The sequence below is a fragment of the Arthrobacter sp. 1088 genome (genome assembly GCF_031455315.1).
Taxonomy (GTDB): Bacteria; Actinomycetota; Actinomycetes; order Actinomycetales; family Micrococcaceae; genus Arthrobacter.
Window position 1 is genome coordinate 133220 of the sequence record NZ_JAVDSM010000009.1, and the last position, 19483, is coordinate 152702.

Consider the following 19483-nt stretch of genomic DNA (forward strand, 5'->3'; position numbering starts at 1 on the left):
GCCAGGGTCGGCACAAGCGCACCTAGGATGAAGTCATGGATCTTCGCGATGCCGCCCAACAGTTGTACGCCGTGCTTCCGCGTGAATTCACTGCGGAGCGGACAGCATTGGCACGGCAGGCAAAGGAAGCAGGTGGGAAGGACCTCGCCAAGGAGATCGGGAGCTTGCCAAAGCCCACCGCCGGCGCCTGGGGCATCAACATGCTTGCCATCCACCAACCCGAGGTGATTGACGGCGTCGTGCGTTTTGGCGCTTCCCTCCGTGCAGCGCAAGAGGAGGGAGATGCTGAAGCCTTCCGTGAACTCGGCCAGCAGCGACAGGGTCAACTGAGCTTGGCCGTGCAGGCGGCAAAGGAGCTGGCGAGCCGGCTGGGAGCACCGCTCAGCGCGGCCGGCGCTGCCGACGTGGAGCAAACGCTTCGGGCCGCAATGGCCGACGCCGGCGCCGCAGCCGCGGTGGCGACCGGCCGGCTGGTGCGCGGGCTAAGCGGCAGCGGTTTCGAGTCCGTGGACCTGACAGATGCCGTCGCTGCAACAAATCCCGACGAAATCGCGGGTGTGGGCGAAGCGCCAAAAGTGAAGCTGCCAGCCGGAACCAAGCCGGCACGACAGGGCAAGAAGCATCAAGAGCCGCAGCCGAAAGAGAAAGCACCCGAGGAAGCCGCAACATCCCTGGCCGAACGCCGGGCCCAAAAGCGCCAGGCCGCGTTGGAAGAAGCCCGCACCGAGTTTGAGGCAGCCGAACAGGAAGCCTTGGAAGCCGAAAACGCTGCTTCGAAGGCTTGGGACGCTGTCAATGAATTCGCGGACCGGCGCTCGGAGGTCGAGGCGCAGATCGCCGACGCCAAAAAGCGTTTGGCTTCCCTCGAAGCCGAGCTGATCGGCATCACCCGGGACGCCGAAGCCGCTGAGTCGCACAAAAAGCTGGCCGTCCGGGCCGCGGCACAGCAACGACGCGCCGCGGACCAGGCCCGGCGGCGCGTCGAACGGCTGGCTTAACTAGTCCTTCTTCTTTAGTGGCGACTTCTGCAGGTTATGCGTCGCAGGGCCTTCCAGGTACTTGCCGTCGGGAGCGAACCTTGAGCCGTGCAAGGGACAATCCCAGGATTTCTCGGCGTCGTTCCAGCTCAGCAGGCCTCCCAAGTGGGCGCAGCTCGCCGACACCATACAGACGTTGCCATCAACGGTGGACACAGCTGCCGGTTCACCCTTGTAAAGCCCGACGACGCCACTCCCCTCCGGGGGTCGGGTCTGGTCCGTGATTTCCGGATTGCTCCTGACTTTGGCTTTGTCCTCGACCAACCGTTTGGCGACGCTGGCATTGAGGCGAACGGCTTCCAACGCGCCCTGGGGCGACGTAACGCGGTGGTGTATGACCGTGGCCCAATCAGACTGGCCGCCCAGAATGTCCGAAGTAATGGACAACGCGGCAGCTACTCCGTTGCTCATGCCCCACTTGTTGTAGCCGGTTCCGAAGAAGATCCGGCCGTGGCCCCGGGGCATCTTGCCGAAGAAGGGAACGAGGTTGGTTGGCCGGTAGTCCTGGGCAGACCACGTATGGGTGACCTTCGCGCCCGGATAATGCTGGTTGGCCCAGGCGAGAAGGTCATCCAGGTGCGCCTTGGGCGAGACCGCCCGGCCGCCGGTATGCCCGTAGCCACCTACCAACAGCAACTCGCCTTCCGGCGTGGGGTGAGTGCGTTGGGAACGGGTGGGTGGATCCATACTCAGGTACATTCCGCTCGGTGGCGGGGTTTCACCTGGAAGCCGAAGAGCGGCAGCGTATGACCGGTTGGGTTCGAGCTTGGCGAAATAGAGTCCGCGGTCCAGGATCGGCGTGCCAGTAGCAATGACGACGGTGTCTGCGGTGAAGGCCCCTTTTCGCGTGGATACTTCCACGGGAAGGTCAGAACCCACATTCTGCACCTGGACACCCTCAACAATTATTCCGCCGTGCTCCCGGATATCCCTTGCCAGGACCTCCAGGACTTCCATGGGGTGGATCTGCGCCTGGTCATCGAGTTCCAGTGCCTCAACCACCGGGAAGGGCAGCCCGGGGTCGCGGCTGAAGTGCACGTCCAAACCAGCGTCGCGGGAAACGGCCGCCTCCTTGCGCAGGCGCTGGCCGCCGTCGTCGGTGGTTGCGAAGGTGACTGCCGTCCGGCGCTGAAACGCGATGCCCTGCTCTTCCATGTACCGCATCAGCCATGCCTGACCAGTGCGGTTCGCTTCCACGTAGGCTTGCACTACTTTCAGTGAGTACTGGCCACGCAGGGCCGAGAGTGCCCCTCCCTGCAGGAGGCTTAGTTTGCCGGTGGTGTTGCCGGTGGTCACGGCGCCGAGGGTGCGCGCTTCCAAAACTGCCACACGCTGGCCCGATCTGGACAACAGCAGAGCCGTCACCATTCCTGTGAGCCCTGCGCCCGCCACTATTGTGTCGAAGTGCTTTTCATCGGGGATTGCATCGGACGTGAAGCTGGATTCCCTGTCCAACCACAGCGATTTCATCGAACAACCTGCCTCTCAATTCACGGAATTGGCGCCTGGCATGTGTTGATGAAAACGGTAGGCCGGTGGCCGGGCCTTATCAAGGGGTCGCGTTGTCCTTGGCGAGTTGCGCGGCACGCCGCAGCCACGGGTCCGTGTCACGCGACCAGCGTTCCAAAACTCGTTCAGCGCGTTCCTTTGCCTGTCCTTCGAGCCTGGCGAGCAGGGGCTTGACCACATCCACCGCCAAAGGATCAGCCAGTTCCTCCGTGCCCGCCTGCCTCATGAAGCCCTCTATGCGGGTCAGGTCCGTATTGACCAGGAGCCCCACTTTGGTTTGCAACAGGACAACCGCAGCGAGCCTGCGTTCAAAGACTGGCTCCTCCCACAGTTCCGAACTCAGGGCCGTGATGTCGTCATGGCCCAGATTCTTGTGCCGCTTCAGGACGTCCCGGACCGTTCCTCGCACTGCACCAACCGATGCCCCGTAGACCTTCATTCCGCCCAGACGCTCCCGGGCTTCCATGGCCTTCTCCCACGACGATTCACGCTGCAGCGTGAAGTCCACAAATTCACCAGCTTCACTCACGCGTCCATTCTGTCAGTGCCTCCTTCTAGCGTGGGGGCAACAGCAATCGACAGGAGAGATTATGCCTTCGCAAGAGCTCGCTTCCGAGGCCACAGCGTCGTTCCCGGGAGTCCCCGCCGCGACGTCGATGCCCGATTGGTATCCCGCGCTGCTCAACACTGTCGCGCAAGAGGTCCGGACGGGCCGCACGCGCGCACTGGCGGCCGCGAACAGCGAACTGCTCAATTCGTACTGGAGCATCGGCAGGCAACTTGCCGAGCGCGAGTCGCAGGAGGGTTGGGGCGCCAAAGTGGTCACCCGATTGTCCGCTGACATCCGAACGCGCTTCCCCGAAGCGAAGGGCTTCTCCCCCAGGAACCTGCGGTATATGAAGAGCTTTGCCCAGGCTTGGCCCGAGTTTCCAATGTTGCAAGCGCCGCTTGCAACATTGCCGTGGTACCACCAGATCGCGCTTTTGGAAAAGCTCGACGACGCCGCCACCCGCCTCTGGTACGCAGCGGCAGCCGCCCAGCATGGTTGGTCGCGCAACGTCCTGACGCATCAGATCGAGACCCGCTTGCACGAGCGTTCAGGGCAAGCCATCACCAATTTCAAGACCACCATGATTGCTGCCGATTCAGACCTCGCCCAGCAGGCCACCAAAGATCCTTACGTCTTTGATTTCCTGGCCATGACTGACCGCCGGAGCGAACGGGAACTGGAGCTGCAACTGGTGCAACACGTGGAGAAATTTCTGTTGGAGCTGGGTCAGGGCTTCGCATTTGTTGGTGAACAGGTGCGATTGGAGATCGCCGGCGACGAATTCTTTGCGGACCTGCTCTTCTACCATTTGAAATTGCGCTGCTACATGGTCATCGAGCTAAAGGCCGTGAAATTCGAACCCGGGTTCCTGGGTCAGTTGGGCATGTACATGGCAGCCGTTGACGACCTCATGGCCCACCCCGACGACAAACCAACCATCGGCCTGCTGCTGTGCAAGGAGAAGAACAGCGTGGTGGCCGAGTACGCCCTGCGTGGATTCAACGCTCCGGTGGGAATCGCGGAGTGGCGGACGTCCCTTGCCGAGTCACTGCCCGACGAATTTGTCGCCAGCCTGCCCAGTATCGAAACGTTGGAAGCCGAGCTGGCAAGCCAGGCCCGTATCCTGCCGGATTAGGCTCAGACGTTATCCCTGAACCAGGCCAACGTGTCGTTCCAGGCCGCCGTAGCCTGGGCCTCGTTGTAGCGGTCGCTTGTGTCGTTATGGAATGCGTGGTCCACCCCTGGGTACACCTTGAGTTGGTGCTTGACCTGTGCCGCATCCAAGGCCGCCTTCAACTGCGGCATGGAACCGGTGATCCGCGCGTCTTTTTCAGCGTAGACACCAAAAACGGCGGGCTTGATGATGGGGACTTTCGCCAGGTCCGGGGCGGGACCGTAGAACGCGGAGGTGGCCTTCAGCCCCGGGATCTCGGTGGCCGCTTGCCAGGTGATGCCGCCGCCAAAACAGAAGCCGATCATGGCAACGCGGCCCTTTTCCACGAAGTCCTGGCCGTTCAGATATTCAAATGCTGCCTGGAAGTCCCCCACGTGCCGCTGGGCTCCTGCCTTGGTGAGGGCACCCGGGACAGCATCCGGATCCATCGATGCAGTGCCACCCTCCCTGCTGAGGAGGTCCAGCGCCAAAGCTGCGTAGCCTTCTTTGGCGAAGCGCCGGGCGACATCCTGGATGTGGGGCGTGAGGCCGCGGTTTTCGTGACAGACCAGGACGGCTGGACCCGGCTTGCTGCCCTCGGGCCGGGCCAGATAGGCGCTGACGTCGGTGCCGCTGGAATCGAACTTCACCGTTTCTGTTTGCAAGCCCCCGGCCCCTTCCGGCACCGTCAGCGGACTCTTGGCGTTGGGAACCGCTGTAGTGTTTCCCGAACCTGCTGAAGCCGTAGCTTTGGGCATCGGGTCCCCGGTCTTTGGCACCTCGTCCGGTGTACAGCCCACCAAGGTCATAGCCGCCGCAGCCGCGGTCATACTTCCCATGATGAACGCCACGCGCCTGGTGAAAGTCCCGTGGGACATGTCGCCCGAGCGGTAATCGTCGTAGAACTCTTCGATCAAGTACTTTTCAAACTTCTCAAGCTGAACCATGACGTCCTCCCGAAGTTGGGCAGTATCTTCCTCTGCTGGAAAGACGCGGGCAACATTGGAAGGGTTCAGGTACGGTTTCGATCTGCTGCCAAAGTTCCCGACGCTAAAAATGTCAGTGGCTACTGACATAGTAAAAATATGAGCCGGAGTCAGCAGATACAAGCCACCCAAGCGGTGGCCTCGCTGCCTGCACGTGCTCAAGCAGGCAGCGTCAGCGGTGACCTGATTAATCAGCTCCGTGCTCTTGAGGACATGAAGTCTGCGATTTCAAGTTTGCAAGCGAAGATAGCCGTGGCCTTTGACCTTGCCCAGCGTCAAGAACAGGCAGTAGCGGGGGTTCCCGCTTCTGAACGAGGCCAAGGTGTATCAGCCCAGGTTGCCCTTGCCCGGCGGGAGTCTCCGAAGAAGGGGTCCCGGCTTCTGGGCATGGCCAAGGCGCTGGTGTCAGAGATGCCACGGACCATGGCCGCCTTGGAGTCGGGAAGACTCAATGAGTGGCGGGCCACACTCCTTGTGAAGGAAACGGCCTGCCTCAGTGCTGAAGATCGCTGCGCGGTGGACGAGGAACTCGCCCCCGACTCGGGCACGTTCGATGGTGCTGGCGACAAGGCCATCATCGCCGCCGCAAAAGCAGCGGCCTATCGGCGTGATCCTCGCTCGGTGACGCAAAGGGCCGCCCACGCGGCGTCTGAACGGCATGTGAGCCTTCGCCCGGCACCGGACACGATGACGATCCTCACGGCTCTACTTCCAGTCGCCCAAGGCGTGGCTGCATACGCGGCCCTCACCCGGCACGCAGACTCCGCCCGTTCCGACGGGGATGGCCGGTCCCGGGGACAGGTCATGGCGGACACGCTCGTCGAACGCATCACGGGTTCGCCTGCAGGGTTCTCTGGGATCGACCTTCAACTCGTTATGACCGACCGCACGTTGCTGCAAGGCGACAGCGAACCGGCAAGACTTACTGGCTACGGCATCGTTCCAGCTGAGTGTGCCAGGGAGCTCCTGACCAGCGGTGAGAGCAAGACAGACCAAGACTTCAGCATTTGGCTGCGACGACTCTTCACGGCACCAAGCACGGGCGAACTCCTTGCCACTGACTCGAGGGCACGTTTCTTCCCCATGGGCATGAGACGGTTCATCGAAACCCGCGACCACAGCTGTCGCACCCCGTATTGCGACGCGCCAATCCGGCATATCGACCACATCGTCCCCTGGCACGAGGACGGACCAACCAACGTGGACAACGGGGCCGGGCTCTGCGAACAATGCAACCACACGAAGGAAAACCCCGGCTGGCGCGTCAGACCAGAACCTGCACGGAGACACACGCTAAAAGTGACCACGCCCACTGGGCACAGCTACCGCTCCGCCGCGCCTCCATTGCCAGGTTATGAACGAACCCGAGTCGATTGAGGGAATTCGGGTCAATTGGCTGGGTCGTACTGGAACTACGACAAAGCCCCTCACGCCAGCACAGCGTAAGGGGCTTTGAAGATGCCAAGAACTGAATCCGTTTAGAACTCCCAGTCCTCATCCTCAGTGTTGACAGCCTTGCCAATCACGTAGGAGGAGCCCGAGCCGGAGAAGAAGTCGTGGTTCTCGTCCGCATTCGGGGACAGCGCCGAAAGGATGGCCGGGTTCACGTCCGTAACGGAAGCCGGGAACATTGCCTCGTAGCCGAGGTTCATTAGGGCCTTGTTGGCGTTGTAGTGCAGGAACTTCTTGACGTCCTCGGCCAGGCCGACACCATCGTAGAGGTCGTGCGTGTACTGGACTTCGTTTTCGTACAGCTCGAAGAGAAGCTCGAACGTGTAGTCCTTGATTTCCTGCTTGCGGGCTTCGGAAACTTTTTCCAGGCCCTTCTGGAACTTGTAGCCGATGTAGTAACCGTGCACGGCTTCGTCACGGATGATGAGGCGAATGAGGTCGGCCGTGTTCGTGAGCTTGGCACGCGAGGACCAGTACATGGGCAGGTAGAAGCCCGAGTAGAACAGGAAGCTCTCCAGCAGTGTGGAGGCCACCTTGCGCTTCAGGGGATCGTCGCCCTGGTAGTAGTCCATGACGATCTGCGCCTTCTTCTGAAGGTTCTCGTTTTCGACCGACCAGCGGAAGGCGTCGTCAATCTCCTTGGTGGAGCACAGCGTGGAGAAGATGGACGAGTAGGACTTCGCGTGCACCGACTCCATAAAGGCGATGTTGGTGTACACGGCCTCTTCGTGCGGCGTCAGGGCATCCGGGATCAACGACACGGCACCCACGGTTCCCTGGATGGTGTCCAGAAGGGTGAGACCGGTGAAAACGCGCATGGTGAGCTGCTGCTCTTCCGGCGTCAGCGTGTGCCACGACTGGACGTCGTTGGACAGCGGCACTTTCTCCGGCAGCCAGAAGTTGTTGACCAGTCGGTTCCAGACTTCCACGTCCTTGTCGTCCTGGATCTTGTTCCAGTTGATTGCTTCGACGTGGCTAAGCAGCTTGACCTTTTCGGTCATTTCATCCCCTTTAGCGTTGGGTTCTTTAAGGTAAGCGTACGACGGCGGGTGCAAACCCGCCGTCGTAATCTTTAGTTTTGAGTGCGGCGACTGCCGATTAGAGCGCGCAACTTACGCAGCCCTCCACCTCAGTCCCTTCGAGGGCCATCTGGCGGAGACGGATGTAGTAGAGGGTCTTGATGCCCTTGCGCCATGCGTAGATCTGCGCCTTGTTGATGTCACGCGTGGTGGCGGTGTCCTTGAAGAACAGCGTCAGGGACAGGCCCTGGTCCACGTGCTGGGTGGCAGCTGCGTAGGTGTCGATAATCTTTTCGTAGCCGATTTCGTAGGCATCCTGGTAGTACTCCAGGTTGTCGTTGGTCAGGTACGGAGCCGGGTAGTAGACGCGGCCGATCTTGCCTTCCTTGCGGATTTCGATCTTGGCGGCCACCGGGTGGATCGAGGAGGTGGAGTTGTTGATGTAGCTGATGGAACCGGTGGGCGGCACGGCCTGGAGGTTCTGGTTGTAGATGCCGTGCTCCATAACGGAAGCCTTCAGCTCACGCCAGTCATCCTGGGTGGGAATGTGGTGGCCTGCGAAGAGCTCGCGGACGCGCTCCGTTGCCGGAACCCATTCCTGCTCCGTGTACTTGTCGAAGAACTCGCCGGAAGCGTACGTCGACTTCTCGAAGCCACCGAACTTCTGGCCGGTCTCGATGGCCAGCTTGTTTGATGCGCGGAGGGCGTGGAAGAGCACCGTGTAGAAGTAGATGTTGGTGAAGTCCAGGCCCTCTTCGGAACCGTAGTGGACGTGCTCGCGAGCGAGGTAGCCGTGGAGGTTCATCTGGCCAAGGCCAATCGCGTGGCTCTGGGCGTTACCCTGGGCAATCGACGGCACCGAGTTGATGTAGGACATGTCGGACACTGCGCTGAGGGCGCGGATGGACGTCTCGATCGAGAGGCCGAAGTCCGGCGAATCCATGGTCTTGGCGATGTTCATGGAACCGAGGTTGCAGGAGATGTCCTTGCCCACGGTCTGGTAGCTCAGGTCTTCGGCGTAGATGGACGGCGATGAAACCTGCAGGATCTCCGAGCACAGGTTGCTCATGGTGATCTTGCCGTCGATGGGGTTGGCCCGGTTCACCGTGTCCTCGAACATGATGTACGGGTAGCCGGACTCGAACTGGATCTCCGCGAGGGTCTGGAAGAACTCACGAGCACTGATCTTGGTCTTCTTGATCCGGGAATCGTCAACCATCTCGTAGTACTTCTCCGTGACGGAAATGTCGGAGAAGGGGACTCCGTAGACGCGCTCGACGTCGTACGGGGAGAAGAGGTACATGTCCTCGTTCTTCTTGGCGAGCTCGAACGTGATGTCCGGGATCACGACGCCAAGGGAGAGCGTCTTGATGCGGATCTTTTCGTCGGCGTTCTCGCGCTTGGTGTCCAGGAAGCGGTAGATGTCCGGGTGGTGTGCGTGCAGGTACACGGCACCTGCACCCTGGCGGGCACCAAGCTGGTTGGCGTAGGAGAAGCTGTCTTCGAGGAGCTTCATCACGGGGATGACGCCGGAGGACTGGTTTTCGATCTGCTTGATCGGGGCGCCGTGCTCACGGATGTTGGTGAGCGAAAGTGCCACACCGCCACCGCGCTTGGAGAGCTGCAGCGCGGAGTTGATGGCGCGGGCAATCGACTCCATGTTGTCTTCGATACGGAGCAGGAAGCAGGAGACAAGCTCGCCGCGCTGGGCCTTGCCTGCATTCAGGAAGGTGGGGGTAGCCGGCTGGAAACGGCCATCGATGATTTCGTCAACAAGGCGGCTGGCAAGTTCTTCGTTGCCGCGGGCAAGGTGCAGGGCAACCATGCAGACGCGGTCTTCGTAGCGCTCAAGGAAGCGCTTGCCGTCAAACGTCTTCAGCGTGTAGGACGTGTAGAACTTGAAGGCGCCAAGGAAGGTCTCGAAACGGAACTTCTTCTTGTAGGCACGGTTGAAGAGTTCACGGATGAAGTTCATCGTGTACTGGTCCAGTGTTTCGCGCTCGTAGTACTGGTTCTTCACCAGGTAGTCGAGCTTCTCTTCCAGGTCATGGAAGAACACGGTGTTGTTGTTCACGTGCTGCAGGAAGTACTGGTGCGCGGCTTCACGATCGGCTTCAAACTGGATCTCGCCGTTGGGGCCATACAGGTTCAGCATGGCGTTGAGCTCGTGATAGCCCAGGCCCTTATAGGCCTCCGGCAGTGGCTTCTTGGCCGTTTCCACAGCGCCCCCGGTTACTTCTGTTTCTGCGACAGTAGTGTCCAAAACTTTTCCAATCCTTGATTGACCCGATCGACGTCTTCCGGCGTCCCCATGAGTTCAAACCTGTAGAGATGCGGCACGTTGCACTTGGCGGCGATGATGTCTCCCGCTGCGCAATAGTTGTCCGCGAAGTTGGTGTTTCCTGCACCGATAACACCACGGATCAGTTCTCTGTTCCGTGGGTTGTTGAGAAACCTGATGACCTGCTTGGGCACTGACCCTTCGCCGTTTGTCCCGCCGTAAGTCGGCAGGACAAGGACAAAGGGTTCAAGTGCTTGAAGCGGGGCATCGTGCGCATAAAGCGGGATGCGCGCTGCATCCCTGCCCAATTTCTGGACAAAGCGCTTGGTGTTCTCAGATGTCGAGGAAAAGTAGATGAGGTGACTCCTCGTGGTCACAGTGTCCGTGTCACTGCGCACGGATGCCGTTGCCAGCGGTGCCATGGGAGTCACCTCGACTACATAGGAATTCTTGCTTGCTGTGGTGGCGAAGTCCGAAAGGAAACTTAGGCCACGGAGGAAACGGCCTGGGCCAGTTCCTCGATCTTGTCCGGGCGGAATCCAGACCAATGGTCCTGCTCGGTCACGACGACGGGAGCCTGCATGTAACCCAGCGCCTTGAGGCGTTCGAGCGCCTCGGCATCCTGGGAGATGTCGACACTCTGGTAGGCAATGCCCTTCTTGTCGAGTGCCCGGTAGGTTGCGTTGCACTGAACACAGGCCGGCTTCGTGTAAACCGTAACGGTCATGATCCCTGTCCCCTTAGTTGAAGTCTGTCGCTCTTCGTATCTGGCGGGCTCAACCGGAACTGAATACTGAATCCGATACCGGCCCGCAGGCTGCTGTGGCAGCCAACACGCTTATTTAGTCTTGTGCTGGTTTCCCGCTCAATCCGTAAACCGATACTACATGTAGTGCAAGCGCCTCGCCGGGACCCCAAGATGATGTATTACAAGTATGTCATTCAATCCACCGCTCGTCCACAGGGCAGGTGCCTCAAAATGTCCGTGATTCCGCCAAAGTGAGAGATGAAATCCACACCCTGTGGACTACTTAGCCACATTTAATCTCCAGCGTGTCGCCGGGTTCCGGCGTGTCGTGACACTTTGAAAATGTGGCGTGGCGAACACAGCTCGAACAGCCAGATTTGCTGATGGTCAAACGCAGAGTACGGTGTCCCTGATGCTTCAAGGGAGCCCACTCCCCTGTGTTGGCAAGAAGAAACGAGCAAAAGGACAGCTGATGGTCAACCTTCTCCATCTCCGGACCCTGCTGGAGGTCACCCGGCTGGGTTCCTTCGCGGCCGCAGCCGCGCAGCTTGGCTATACAGCCTCCGCCGTTTCCCAACAGATGGCCGCGCTGGAACGGGATACCGGCGTCGAACTGTTCCAGCGTTCCGCGAGGAGCGTGATTCCCACTGAGGCCGCCGTCACCATGACCCGGCACGCATCCAAGGTGCTCACTGACGTCGAAGCGCTCATGGCCGCCGCATCAAGGACCAGCGATGCGCCGGCCCAGGAATTGCGGCTGGGCATCTTCCCCAGCCTTGCCACGTATGTGCTGCCGGACATCCTGCGGAATGAGCGGTGGAACGGGCTGGGGATAGAGCTGCGCGTATCAGTCGCTGAGCCGGCACAGACCATCCAGGGACTGCGCAGCGGCGGAGAATTGGACGTCGCCCTCGTGTACCAGGTGGGACAGTCAGGATTGGCCTGGCCACATTCCCTGGAGCGCCAATGGATCGGCGACGACGACTTCCGGGTGGTGCTGCCCGCTTCATGGAAAATCCGCGAGGATGCCGAGATTGAGGCCGCACACCTCTCGGACATGCCATGGATCGTCCATCACCCGGGCACCAGCGACGCCCTGGTGATCGAACGTTTGTTTGCCAGCTGCAACCTGCATCCCCGCGTCGTGGCTTACAGTGACGATTTCCATGCCAGCCTGGAGATGACCGCGGCCGGCCTGGGTGCTTCGCTGGTACCGGAACTGGCGCTGCGCAACCGGCCACCCGGCGTCGTGGTCCTTGACGTTCCGGACATCCGGCTGGCGCGAAACGTGTTCGCGCTGCTCATCAATGAAAAGCGAACAGCTCAAGTGCAACTGTTTACGCAGCTCCTGGCCGACACCCTCCGTGGCACCTCCGAAAAGAGCGGTTTGCATCCCCTGAAATCAGCGCCTGTCAAGGGTTCGCAGCGTCGGAGGTGAATTCTCCCCAATTGCTGGAACCGGCCCGATGTTGGGGTTAGATTGATCACATGGGCAAGGTAGCGAGCACACATTTTGGGGAGATCGAGCTCAATCACGGGCGTGAACATTGCTTCGTGACCAAACACGAGCTCGGCGGCAATCAGCTTGAGCTGGACCTGAACGTCACGGCGCATGACCATTTCGACGAGGCCGCCATGCACAAGGTGGACTACCGCTTGCGCTTCCTGCCGGAGCTGGTTGACCAGGTCCGGGAGATGATCGCCGATGAGCTGGACCAGGACGGCACCAATCCTCAGCAGTTCCTGCATTTCCACAGTTCCCAGCTCAAGGAAGAGCAGCTCGAATCGGTTTTCGGGGTAAGGGACAAGTCCCAGCTCACCAACGACGTCTTCCTCAAAGCCCTCAAACTGGGTCATGTGGCCATCTACCCTGGCCAGCCCGAGCGCTATTTTGTCCTGGACTTCACCCTCGGCTCGCACTTCACGGATGAGCTGCTGGTAGTGGCCGCCGATGAAGATGGCGTGGTGGATGACGAAATCCTTTGGGAGTCGTGAAGGCTGAAGCTTAAAACGCCCGACGGCGGCCGGTTACCTTTCGGTGACCGGCCGCCGTCGCTTGTGGGGACTTACTTACGCAGTCCGGGTTGACCCAGAGCTGGCGGGACGGAACGTGCTTGACGGCGGTGGCCAGGAGGAGCGGCCAGGTGTTTTTAGCTTGCGTATTCCTGGCGGAGTGCCATGGTGCTTACGCGGCCAACCGGCCGGGATGGCCGCGGCAGCGCCAGCTTGTCCAGCACGTCAAGGGCGTCCGCGTGCTCATTGAAGGTGTACAAGTGAATGCCCGGTGCACCGGCATCCAGTGCTGCATTGGCAAGATCCACGGTGGCAGCGACGCCGATTCGCCGACGCTCTGCTTCAGTGTCCATGGCAGCGAGGCGCTCAATGAGTTCCACGGAAGGGTCGACGCCGGCCAGTTCGCCGAGGCGCTTCAGGCGCCGGATGCTGGTGAGCGGCATGACACCGGGGATGATCGGGATGGTGACCCCGGCCCGGCGTGCACGCGCAACCAGGTCCGAGTATTCGTTCGCGTGGAAGAAGACCTGCGTGATCGCGAAGTCTGCGCCGGAACGCTGCTTGGCCAGGAGAACTTCGACGTCGTGCCCCACACTTGGCGATTCAGGATGCTTGAGGGGGTACGCGGCCACTCCGACAGCGATCTTGCCGGCACAAAGAAGTGCTGAACGACGCTGCTCCACGCGGCGGATCAGTTCGATCAGATCCTGGGCATACGGGAGTGAGCCGCTGGCAGCCTGGCTTCCGTCCTTGGGCAGATCCCCGCGCAGTGCGAGGATGCCACGGACGCCGCGGTCCAGTAGTTCACCAATGATCTCCGCCAATTCAACCGGCGTGTTGCCCACACACGTCAGATGGGCCAAGGGCCGGAGCGTGGTTTCGAGCAGGAGGCTGTTGATGAGGTCAACGGCAGTATCCCGGTTGGATCCGCTGGCACCGTACGTCACCGAGACGTAATCCGGCTCGGTGGCTTCGAGTTCACGGATGGTGGTCCACAGGGTTTCTGCGGCCGACGGGGAGCGAGGGGGAAATAGCTCGTAGGAAAGTGCTACTGGTGCCGTTCCGGTGAGGTTGGGATGTACGTCAATAAGGCTTGGCGGCGACATTTGCGTCCTTGGCTGTTCGTCATCGAACGTCACCCAATGGATCCAAGGGAACCATTGATTGCATGGTCGATGAATTTAGTTTGGGATACACGAAGAAACTCCAGCAGGACGCAGCCGCGACCGGTACGCCTGGAATGAAGCTTTCCGTGTGCAAATGTCAGGCCCACATGGGGGCACTCACACCCTCCTCACCGCCCTTGCGGGGCGGATCCAACGGAGGATCGCTGACACGTTACCACGGTAACTTGTTTACGACTCTAGGTCGTGGGCAGCGAGCGGTTCAACTTTGCCACCGAATTAAGACGCAGTTTTACGATCCATGAAGAGGGATTTGTGAACTTTGTTCGCTGAATGGCTCACCAGGGCTTGTCTACGCCGGACTCATTCCCGGGGCCCCGCAGGTACTCCTCGCGTTGCTGCCCTTCTGCCCGCTCCCGTTGGGCCTGTTGCGCGCCCTGTCCCAGCCTCTGCAGTTGCTCCTGCTGTTGGTCAGGCGGCGTGTCCTTGGCTGGCTTCCCCCTGGCCCTTCCGTCCGAGTCCGCACCTATCTTGGCTTTGAGACGATCGACCGCTGTGTCCAGCGCCTTCCCCTCTCCGGACGAGTTTCCGGGACCTTCCTGCGCACACTGGGCAGGTGAGGACCCGATGACGTCCAATGCTTCACGAAACAACGTGGCTGCCGCCTGCTGATTGCCTGCCGACAGCGCAGCATCGCCCAGTTTCTCGACGCTCAACACCAGATTGACCCGCACTTGGCATTCGTCCTGGCCGGCGCCGGCATCCAACGCCGCCTCGAAGTCCTTCCGTGCCGCCGTGAAGTCGCCGGCCAAAACGTGGGCGTCGCCGGATGCGAAGAAGGCTTTGTGCGGCTCCACCAGGTTCGCCACGTGCAGCCAGGACGCAGCTCTGGCCGCACCGTCCTGATCGGCCGTTTCGAAGGCATGTGCGGCGTCCCCGCCCAAGGCACCCACGCTGAGGAGCTTCGCCGCCACGGCGAGCGCCAGCAGGACCGGCGGAGCGGACCACAGCGCGAGGCGGCGTCTCCGGCGTCGAGCATTCTTCATGCCAGTGGCTCCTTGGCCCTCGAGGGCAAGCTCCGCACTTCCCGCAGCGCGATGAGATGACGAACAGGTTCGTGAAGGGCCAGCAGGAATCCAGCGAGCGCCAGGAGCCAGTAAAGTTCCACGCGGCCGGGTCCATCGTCGTTGGTGGGCGTGAGGGCGCCGGGCTGGGCTTTGGCAAGCATGTCGGACGTGGGTTGGTTCCCGGTCCGGTGGACATATGGGACATTGAGTTGGCTTGCGATGTTTTTCAGTTGCCCTTCGTCGATCCTGGACACCGCGTCCTGGCCTGAGCCCTTGTCCTGCAGGTACCCGGCTTCAGTGTCCGAGGGGTCCTTCATCCGGCCACCCTGCCCCGTGCCGTAACCCAGCACGGCTCCCCCACTGACGCTGCTCTCATCCACCGGCAGCGTCACTGGCGCCTCGGCCGCCGTGTTCTCGCCGTCCCCGGCGTAGAAGACCAATGCCGGACGTCCTGGGTGCTGCTCCCGGGCGGCTGCGAGCCTTTCCTTGAGCAACGCTCCCGCGCCCGTAATGCTGCTGCCGTTGGCGTACCGCGGGTTTTGCGGCTGCAGTATTGTCATGGCGGTTTGCAGCGCTGTGGCGTCCTGGCTCAACGGCATGCGAACGGTCGCCTTGTTGTCGAAAGTGATGAGGGAAAACCTGGCTCCCGCTAGTTCCCTGGCTATCGCCATCACGTCGCCAGTCGCCCCTGACAAGCGGGTTCCTGCGCCATTGTAGTCCTCCGCTGCCATGCTGGTACTGGTATCGACAACGAAGAAGACGTCCACGTCCGCGACGGCGGTCCTCGCTTCAGTGCCGGGCCACCCCGGTCGCAGTGCGGCAAGGACCAGAAGCGCGACGGCGGCGCCCCGGACAGCGGCTGGCCGCACCGACCCTTTTGGTCCCGTGCTGCCGCGTACTGTGCTGCCGCGTCCCGGCCCGCGAATGATGGCCCACAGGGTGAGGGCGACGACGGCGACCCCCATGGCAGCGAGGAGCGCCCACGGAACAATTGGCAGAAGAGTCACTGATCCAGCCTCCATCCCAGGATCACCATTCCGGCACCTGCCAGCAGCGCGACCCCAAGCGGCAGCGCCGGGCTATCGCTCACGGCAACCAGGGGCGCGGCCCGGTAGCTGCTGGCTTCGGTCATCTGCACTTTCTGCACTATCCCGGGCACCGCGTCGGGACTGTCCAGAGCGAAGTAGCTGCCCCCGGTTCCTTCGGCAACCGCCTTGAGTTGGCCGCCTGGCTGATCTGCTTGATCTCCGTAGTCAAAGTCGCCGGGGTAGTCAAAGTCCGAGGGGTTCAGGGCATAAACCTTGACGTTCTTGCTCCGGGCCAGCTCCCCGGCCTGCTGCAGGGTGAAGATGGGGTCCCCGGAGAGGAAGTTGTCGGTGGCCAGCACAACAGACCGCGAGCGCTTGGCGTTGCCGGACGCGGATGTCGACCCTGACCCTGCCCCCGGCTCTGACCCCGGCCCTGGTTCAATGTCCGGGAAGCTTTGCACGCAGGATGCCAGGCCATCGCCGATCAGGGAGGATCCTCCACCGTTCCATGTCCCATCGAAGAAGGATCCTGCCCCGCTGTCCAGTGCCTTCCGGGCTGCGGTGAGCTGTTCGGCGGCGTAGTCGTAGTCGTCTGTCAGCGGGAACAGTTGGACGCTGCTGCTATCGAAGATGACCATGCCGATGCGCTCGCCATCGAATTCCCGGGCGAGTTCCTGGAACACTTTGGCGATGGCAGCGTCCGTACTGGTCATGGATCCTGAAACATCCAGGCAGAGGACGATGTCCCGGTTCCGGATGTCGGGCTGCTCCGTGGTGCGCTGGGCAGGTCTTGCCGCGGCTGTGGCTGTGGCCGCCAGAAACAACGCACCCAAGGCCATGGCGAGGACCAACGTGGCCTTGTACCGCCGCAGCGCTCTTTGATACTCGGGAAGGTCCGTGAGGCGCTCGCCGTGTGCCACTGGCCTGCCCATTTGCCGCCGACGCCGGATCAACAGCCGGGCGGCTATCAGCAGTGCCAGGGCAGCGAGGGGAAGAATCCACCAGAAGGTCAGTTCCACGCCTGTACCACCTGGCGTGCGGTCCTGGCGGAGTCCCGAACGGATTGCAAGGCCACTGGCGCGAATTCGTTGGGATAGATCAGGGCGATACCCACGGCGACCTGATCCAGTCCGTTGCGACGTAATTCTTCCAGTGTCATGGAAGTGGCCGGAAGGCCTGTGGCCGCACCCGCGAATTCGCGCACGAGGAGGCTGAGCCGCTGGTGGGCGTCCCGCCCGGGGAGGCGGCCGGCGTCGGCTTCTCTTTCGAGGGTATCTATTGCTGAGAGGCAGGTGGCCCGCAGCGCTTCCAGATCGTGAGGCGTCCTGTGCCCGCCTACGGGTGTTTTTGGTGTTGCCTTGTGGTCGGGCCACAGGATCCATCCGTACCAGCATGCTACGAGCAGCAGGAGCACCAAGCCCAGCCATAGCCACAGCTGCTGATATTGAAGGGGTGCATAGAAGCCGGCGTTATCCTGCACGGTTGCTGCCCTTGGGGGACTTCGCACCCGAGCGGTGCTTCTCCAGGAGCGCGAACACCGCCGGGAGGACATCGACGGTGGCGCCAACCGGCTGCTCAGCAATGCCAAGCCTGCGGAAGAAGACGCTGCGCTCCTCTCTTCGTTTCCGCATTGCGCTGGCATAGGCGGCGCGAACAACGCTGTTCCGCGCCACCGCCGCAGGGATCCGCAGGCCGTTCCCGACGTCGATGCTGGCCTCTTGCGTAGACGCCGGTTGCCCCGGTTCCGCGGCCATGCGGGCGTCGAGGATAGTGAGCCAGAGGACTTCGTGCCGGGCCCTCAGGCGCCGGAGCAGCATTTCGGTGCGGGCGTCGGGCATAAACTCATCAGCGAGAACGGCAATGAGCAGTCGGCCCTTCAAGAACCTCAGCGCGTAGTCGAGTTGCTCAGTGATAGCGCTCGCCTGCCCATCCAGGGAGATGCCGGCATCCACTTCCCGGAGCAACCGCTCCAGGTGCTCTTCACCGCATTGGGGCGGGAGGTAGCGGGAAGTGGCGGCCGAGCCGTGCAGGAGTCCGACGTCGTCCCCATGCCTGCAGGCGAGATAGCCCAGTACTCCGGCAGCGTCAACGGCAATGTCTTTTTTGGATTCACCCGAGGCTGCGTGGGCTGCCATGTTCCGTCCCGTGTCCACGAGCAACAGCACCGAATGACGGCGGACGGCCACATAGCGTTTCACCAGGGGTGATCCGTGGCGGGCAGTGGCTTTCCAATCGATGTCCCTGACTTCGTCGCCGGGTACGTATGAGCGCAATTCGTCGAAGTCCAGGCTGCGGCCCTTGAAGACAGAACCGTATTCGCCATCCAACATGGTGAGGGTCCTGCGATGGGCGAAGATGAACATCTTCGACTTCACGCGTCGGAGGAGGCTGGGCATTCGGTGTCCGTTACGGCGTCTGCACTGACATGAGCACTGCGTCAATGATGGTTTCCACCGGGGTCCCTTCAACCACGGCGTCGAACCCGAGCACTATTCTGTGGCGCAGGATCCTGTGGGCCAGCTTCTTGACGTCCTCGGGAATGACGTGATCGCGCCCGCTAAGGAGTGCCAATGCCCTCGCCGCCTGACTGAACGCAATGCTTGCCCGCGGACTTGCACCGAACTCGATGAGGTTTGCCAATCGGGGCTCCAGGTACTGGGAGGCATGACGGGTCACATAGGCCAGGCCAACGATGTACTGGATGATGGCAGGATCAACGTAAACCCTCCTGACGAGTTCCTGCACCTGGACAATGGCGTCAAGGGAAGCGGCTGCGGGTGGCTTCTGCGCTGTGCTGAACACCCCGGCATCGATGCGCCTTATGACTTCGGCTTCCTCCGCCGGGCTCGGATAGTCCAGGACGTCCTTGAGCATGAAGCGATCCATCTGTGCTTCCGGAAGGCGGTAGGTTCCCTCCTGCTCAATCGGGTTTTGCGTTGCCAGCACGAGGAAAGGCTCGGGCAGAGCATAGGACTCGCCACCGATGGACGTTTGCCGTTCCTGCATCGCCTCCAGCATGGCGCTCTGTGTTTTGGCGCTGGAACGGTTGATCTCGTCAAGCAGCACAATGTTCGCGTGAACGGGTCCCAGTTGGGTGACGAACGTGCCTTTGGCCGCATCAAATATCTGGGTGCCGGCGATGTCACTGGGCAACAGGTCCGGAGTGCATTGGATCCGGCGAAAATCCGCACTCACGGAGTCCGCAAGGGCTTGCGCCGCTGTGGTCTTGGCCAGGCCCGGAACGCTCTCCAAAAGGACATGTCCGCCGGTCAGGAGGCCGATCAGCAGCGTTTCCTGCAGCCTCGACTGGCCCACCACCTTGGTCTCAAAGCTGCGGATAATGCTGCCGACGAGCTGCTGTGCGCGGGCCAAATCTTGTGCATCGATCCCGTCCGGTGCATCGGTTCCGGTCGCGGCTGTGTTCTGAAGCACCTGTGGTCCCCTCGCTGGCGTGAATCCACTCTATCCAAGCCTTCCCTGAACAAGCCCGCAATGGGGAGCCCTCCCCATGTGGAC

Annotated in this window: 19 protein-coding genes; 5 read left to right on the forward strand and 14 right to left on the reverse strand. The window is 61.4% G+C overall.

Going from position 1 to position 19483, the window contains the following annotated elements; genetic code table 11:
- The first annotated feature begins 35 nt into the window (after nucleotides 1-35).
- Complete coding sequence (locus J2Y41_RS15560; protein ID WP_309929803.1) at nucleotides 36-998, forward strand: hypothetical protein; 963 nt, start codon at nucleotides 36-38, stop codon at nucleotides 996-998.
- Here J2Y41_RS15560 and J2Y41_RS15565 read toward each other — a convergent pair whose 3' ends face one another.
- Complete coding sequence (locus J2Y41_RS15565; protein WP_309929805.1) at nucleotides 999-2507, reverse strand: FAD-dependent oxidoreductase; 1509 nt, start codon at nucleotides 2505-2507, stop codon at nucleotides 999-1001. It lies immediately after the preceding gene.
- A gap of 79 nt (nucleotides 2508-2586) precedes the next feature.
- Complete coding sequence (locus tag J2Y41_RS15570) at nucleotides 2587-3075, reverse strand: DNA alkylation repair protein (protein WP_309929806.1); 489 nt, start codon at nucleotides 3073-3075, stop codon at nucleotides 2587-2589.
- A gap of 61 nt (nucleotides 3076-3136) precedes the next feature.
- Between J2Y41_RS15570 and J2Y41_RS15575 the strand changes: the two genes are divergently transcribed.
- Complete coding sequence (locus tag J2Y41_RS15575; RefSeq protein ID WP_309929807.1) at nucleotides 3137-4231, forward strand: PDDEXK nuclease domain-containing protein; 1095 nt, start codon at nucleotides 3137-3139, stop codon at nucleotides 4229-4231.
- 2 nt (nucleotides 4232-4233) lie between these two features.
- Here the strand turns inward: J2Y41_RS15575 and J2Y41_RS15580 are convergent, their stop codons facing one another.
- A complete protein-coding gene (locus tag J2Y41_RS15580; protein ID WP_309929809.1) occupies nucleotides 4234-5325 on the reverse strand; it encodes a dienelactone hydrolase family protein in 1092 nt (363 codons plus the stop codon).
- A gap of 9 nt (nucleotides 5326-5334) precedes the next feature.
- Between J2Y41_RS15580 and J2Y41_RS15585 the strand changes: the two genes are divergently transcribed.
- Nucleotides 5335-6612, forward strand: a complete 1278-nt coding sequence (locus J2Y41_RS15585; RefSeq protein ID WP_309929811.1) for an HNH endonuclease — start codon at nucleotides 5335-5337, stop codon at nucleotides 6610-6612.
- 101 nt (nucleotides 6613-6713) lie between these two features.
- Here J2Y41_RS15585 and nrdF read toward each other — a convergent pair whose 3' ends face one another.
- From nrdF to nrdH, 4 genes are all read right to left on the reverse strand, one after another.
- Nucleotides 6714-7688, reverse strand: a complete 975-nt coding sequence (gene nrdF / locus J2Y41_RS15590) for a class 1b ribonucleoside-diphosphate reductase subunit beta (protein ID WP_309929812.1) — start codon at nucleotides 7686-7688, stop codon at nucleotides 6714-6716.
- A 97-nt stretch (nucleotides 7689-7785) separates the two neighbouring features.
- Nucleotides 7786-9927: a class 1b ribonucleoside-diphosphate reductase subunit alpha gene (gene nrdE, locus J2Y41_RS15595; protein WP_309929919.1), complete on the reverse strand. Its 2142-nt coding sequence runs from the start codon at nucleotides 9925-9927 to the stop codon at nucleotides 7786-7788.
- Nucleotides 9928-9938: 11 nt separating this feature from the next.
- Complete coding sequence (gene nrdI, locus J2Y41_RS15600; RefSeq protein WP_216925512.1) at nucleotides 9939-10409, reverse strand: class Ib ribonucleoside-diphosphate reductase assembly flavoprotein NrdI; 471 nt, start codon at nucleotides 10407-10409, stop codon at nucleotides 9939-9941.
- A 62-nt stretch (nucleotides 10410-10471) separates the two neighbouring features.
- Complete coding sequence (gene nrdH, locus J2Y41_RS15605) at nucleotides 10472-10714, reverse strand: glutaredoxin-like protein NrdH (RefSeq protein WP_011775022.1); 243 nt, start codon at nucleotides 10712-10714, stop codon at nucleotides 10472-10474.
- 493 nt (nucleotides 10715-11207) lie between these two features.
- Between nrdH and J2Y41_RS15610 the strand changes: the two genes are divergently transcribed.
- Together J2Y41_RS15610 and J2Y41_RS15615 are read left to right on the forward strand one after the other, a co-directional pair.
- The gene (locus tag J2Y41_RS15610; protein ID WP_224164514.1) at nucleotides 11208-12173 is read left to right on the forward strand and encodes a LysR family transcriptional regulator; all 966 of its coding nucleotides are present in this window, start codon (nucleotides 11208-11210) and stop codon (nucleotides 12171-12173) included.
- A 50-nt stretch (nucleotides 12174-12223) separates the two neighbouring features.
- Complete coding sequence (locus J2Y41_RS15615) at nucleotides 12224-12730, forward strand: DUF2004 domain-containing protein (RefSeq protein ID WP_223933081.1); 507 nt, start codon at nucleotides 12224-12226, stop codon at nucleotides 12728-12730.
- A gap of 155 nt (nucleotides 12731-12885) precedes the next feature.
- Here the strand turns inward: J2Y41_RS15615 and J2Y41_RS15620 are convergent, their stop codons facing one another.
- From J2Y41_RS15620 to J2Y41_RS15650, 7 genes are all read right to left on the reverse strand, one after another.
- Nucleotides 12886-13854, reverse strand: a complete 969-nt coding sequence (locus J2Y41_RS15620) for a methylenetetrahydrofolate reductase (protein ID WP_309929816.1) — start codon at nucleotides 13852-13854, stop codon at nucleotides 12886-12888.
- 356 nt (nucleotides 13855-14210) lie between these two features.
- The gene (locus tag J2Y41_RS15625; RefSeq protein WP_224090641.1) at nucleotides 14211-14918 is read right to left on the reverse strand and encodes a hypothetical protein; all 708 of its coding nucleotides are present in this window, start codon (nucleotides 14916-14918) and stop codon (nucleotides 14211-14213) included.
- Complete coding sequence (locus tag J2Y41_RS15630) at nucleotides 14915-15946, reverse strand: VWA domain-containing protein (RefSeq protein WP_309929817.1); 1032 nt, start codon at nucleotides 15944-15946, stop codon at nucleotides 14915-14917. Before J2Y41_RS15630 ends, J2Y41_RS15625 begins: the two co-directional genes overlap by 4 nt.
- On the reverse strand, nucleotides 15943-16986 hold the full coding sequence (locus J2Y41_RS15635) for a VWA domain-containing protein (protein WP_309929819.1): 1044 nt from the start codon (nucleotides 16984-16986) through the stop codon (nucleotides 15943-15945). Before J2Y41_RS15635 ends, J2Y41_RS15630 begins: the two co-directional genes overlap by 4 nt.
- Complete coding sequence (locus J2Y41_RS15640; protein ID WP_309929821.1) at nucleotides 16977-17447, reverse strand: hypothetical protein; 471 nt, start codon at nucleotides 17445-17447, stop codon at nucleotides 16977-16979. The genes J2Y41_RS15635 and J2Y41_RS15640 overlap by 10 nt, the downstream gene beginning before the upstream one ends.
- Complete coding sequence (locus J2Y41_RS15645; protein ID WP_309929822.1) at nucleotides 17437-18363, reverse strand: DUF58 domain-containing protein; 927 nt, start codon at nucleotides 18361-18363, stop codon at nucleotides 17437-17439. The genes J2Y41_RS15640 and J2Y41_RS15645 overlap by 11 nt, the downstream gene beginning before the upstream one ends.
- Before the next feature lie 10 nt (nucleotides 18364-18373).
- On the reverse strand, nucleotides 18374-19399 hold the full coding sequence (locus tag J2Y41_RS15650; RefSeq protein ID WP_309929824.1) for an AAA family ATPase: 1026 nt from the start codon (nucleotides 19397-19399) through the stop codon (nucleotides 18374-18376).
- Between the last annotated feature and the right edge of the window lie 84 nt (nucleotides 19400-19483).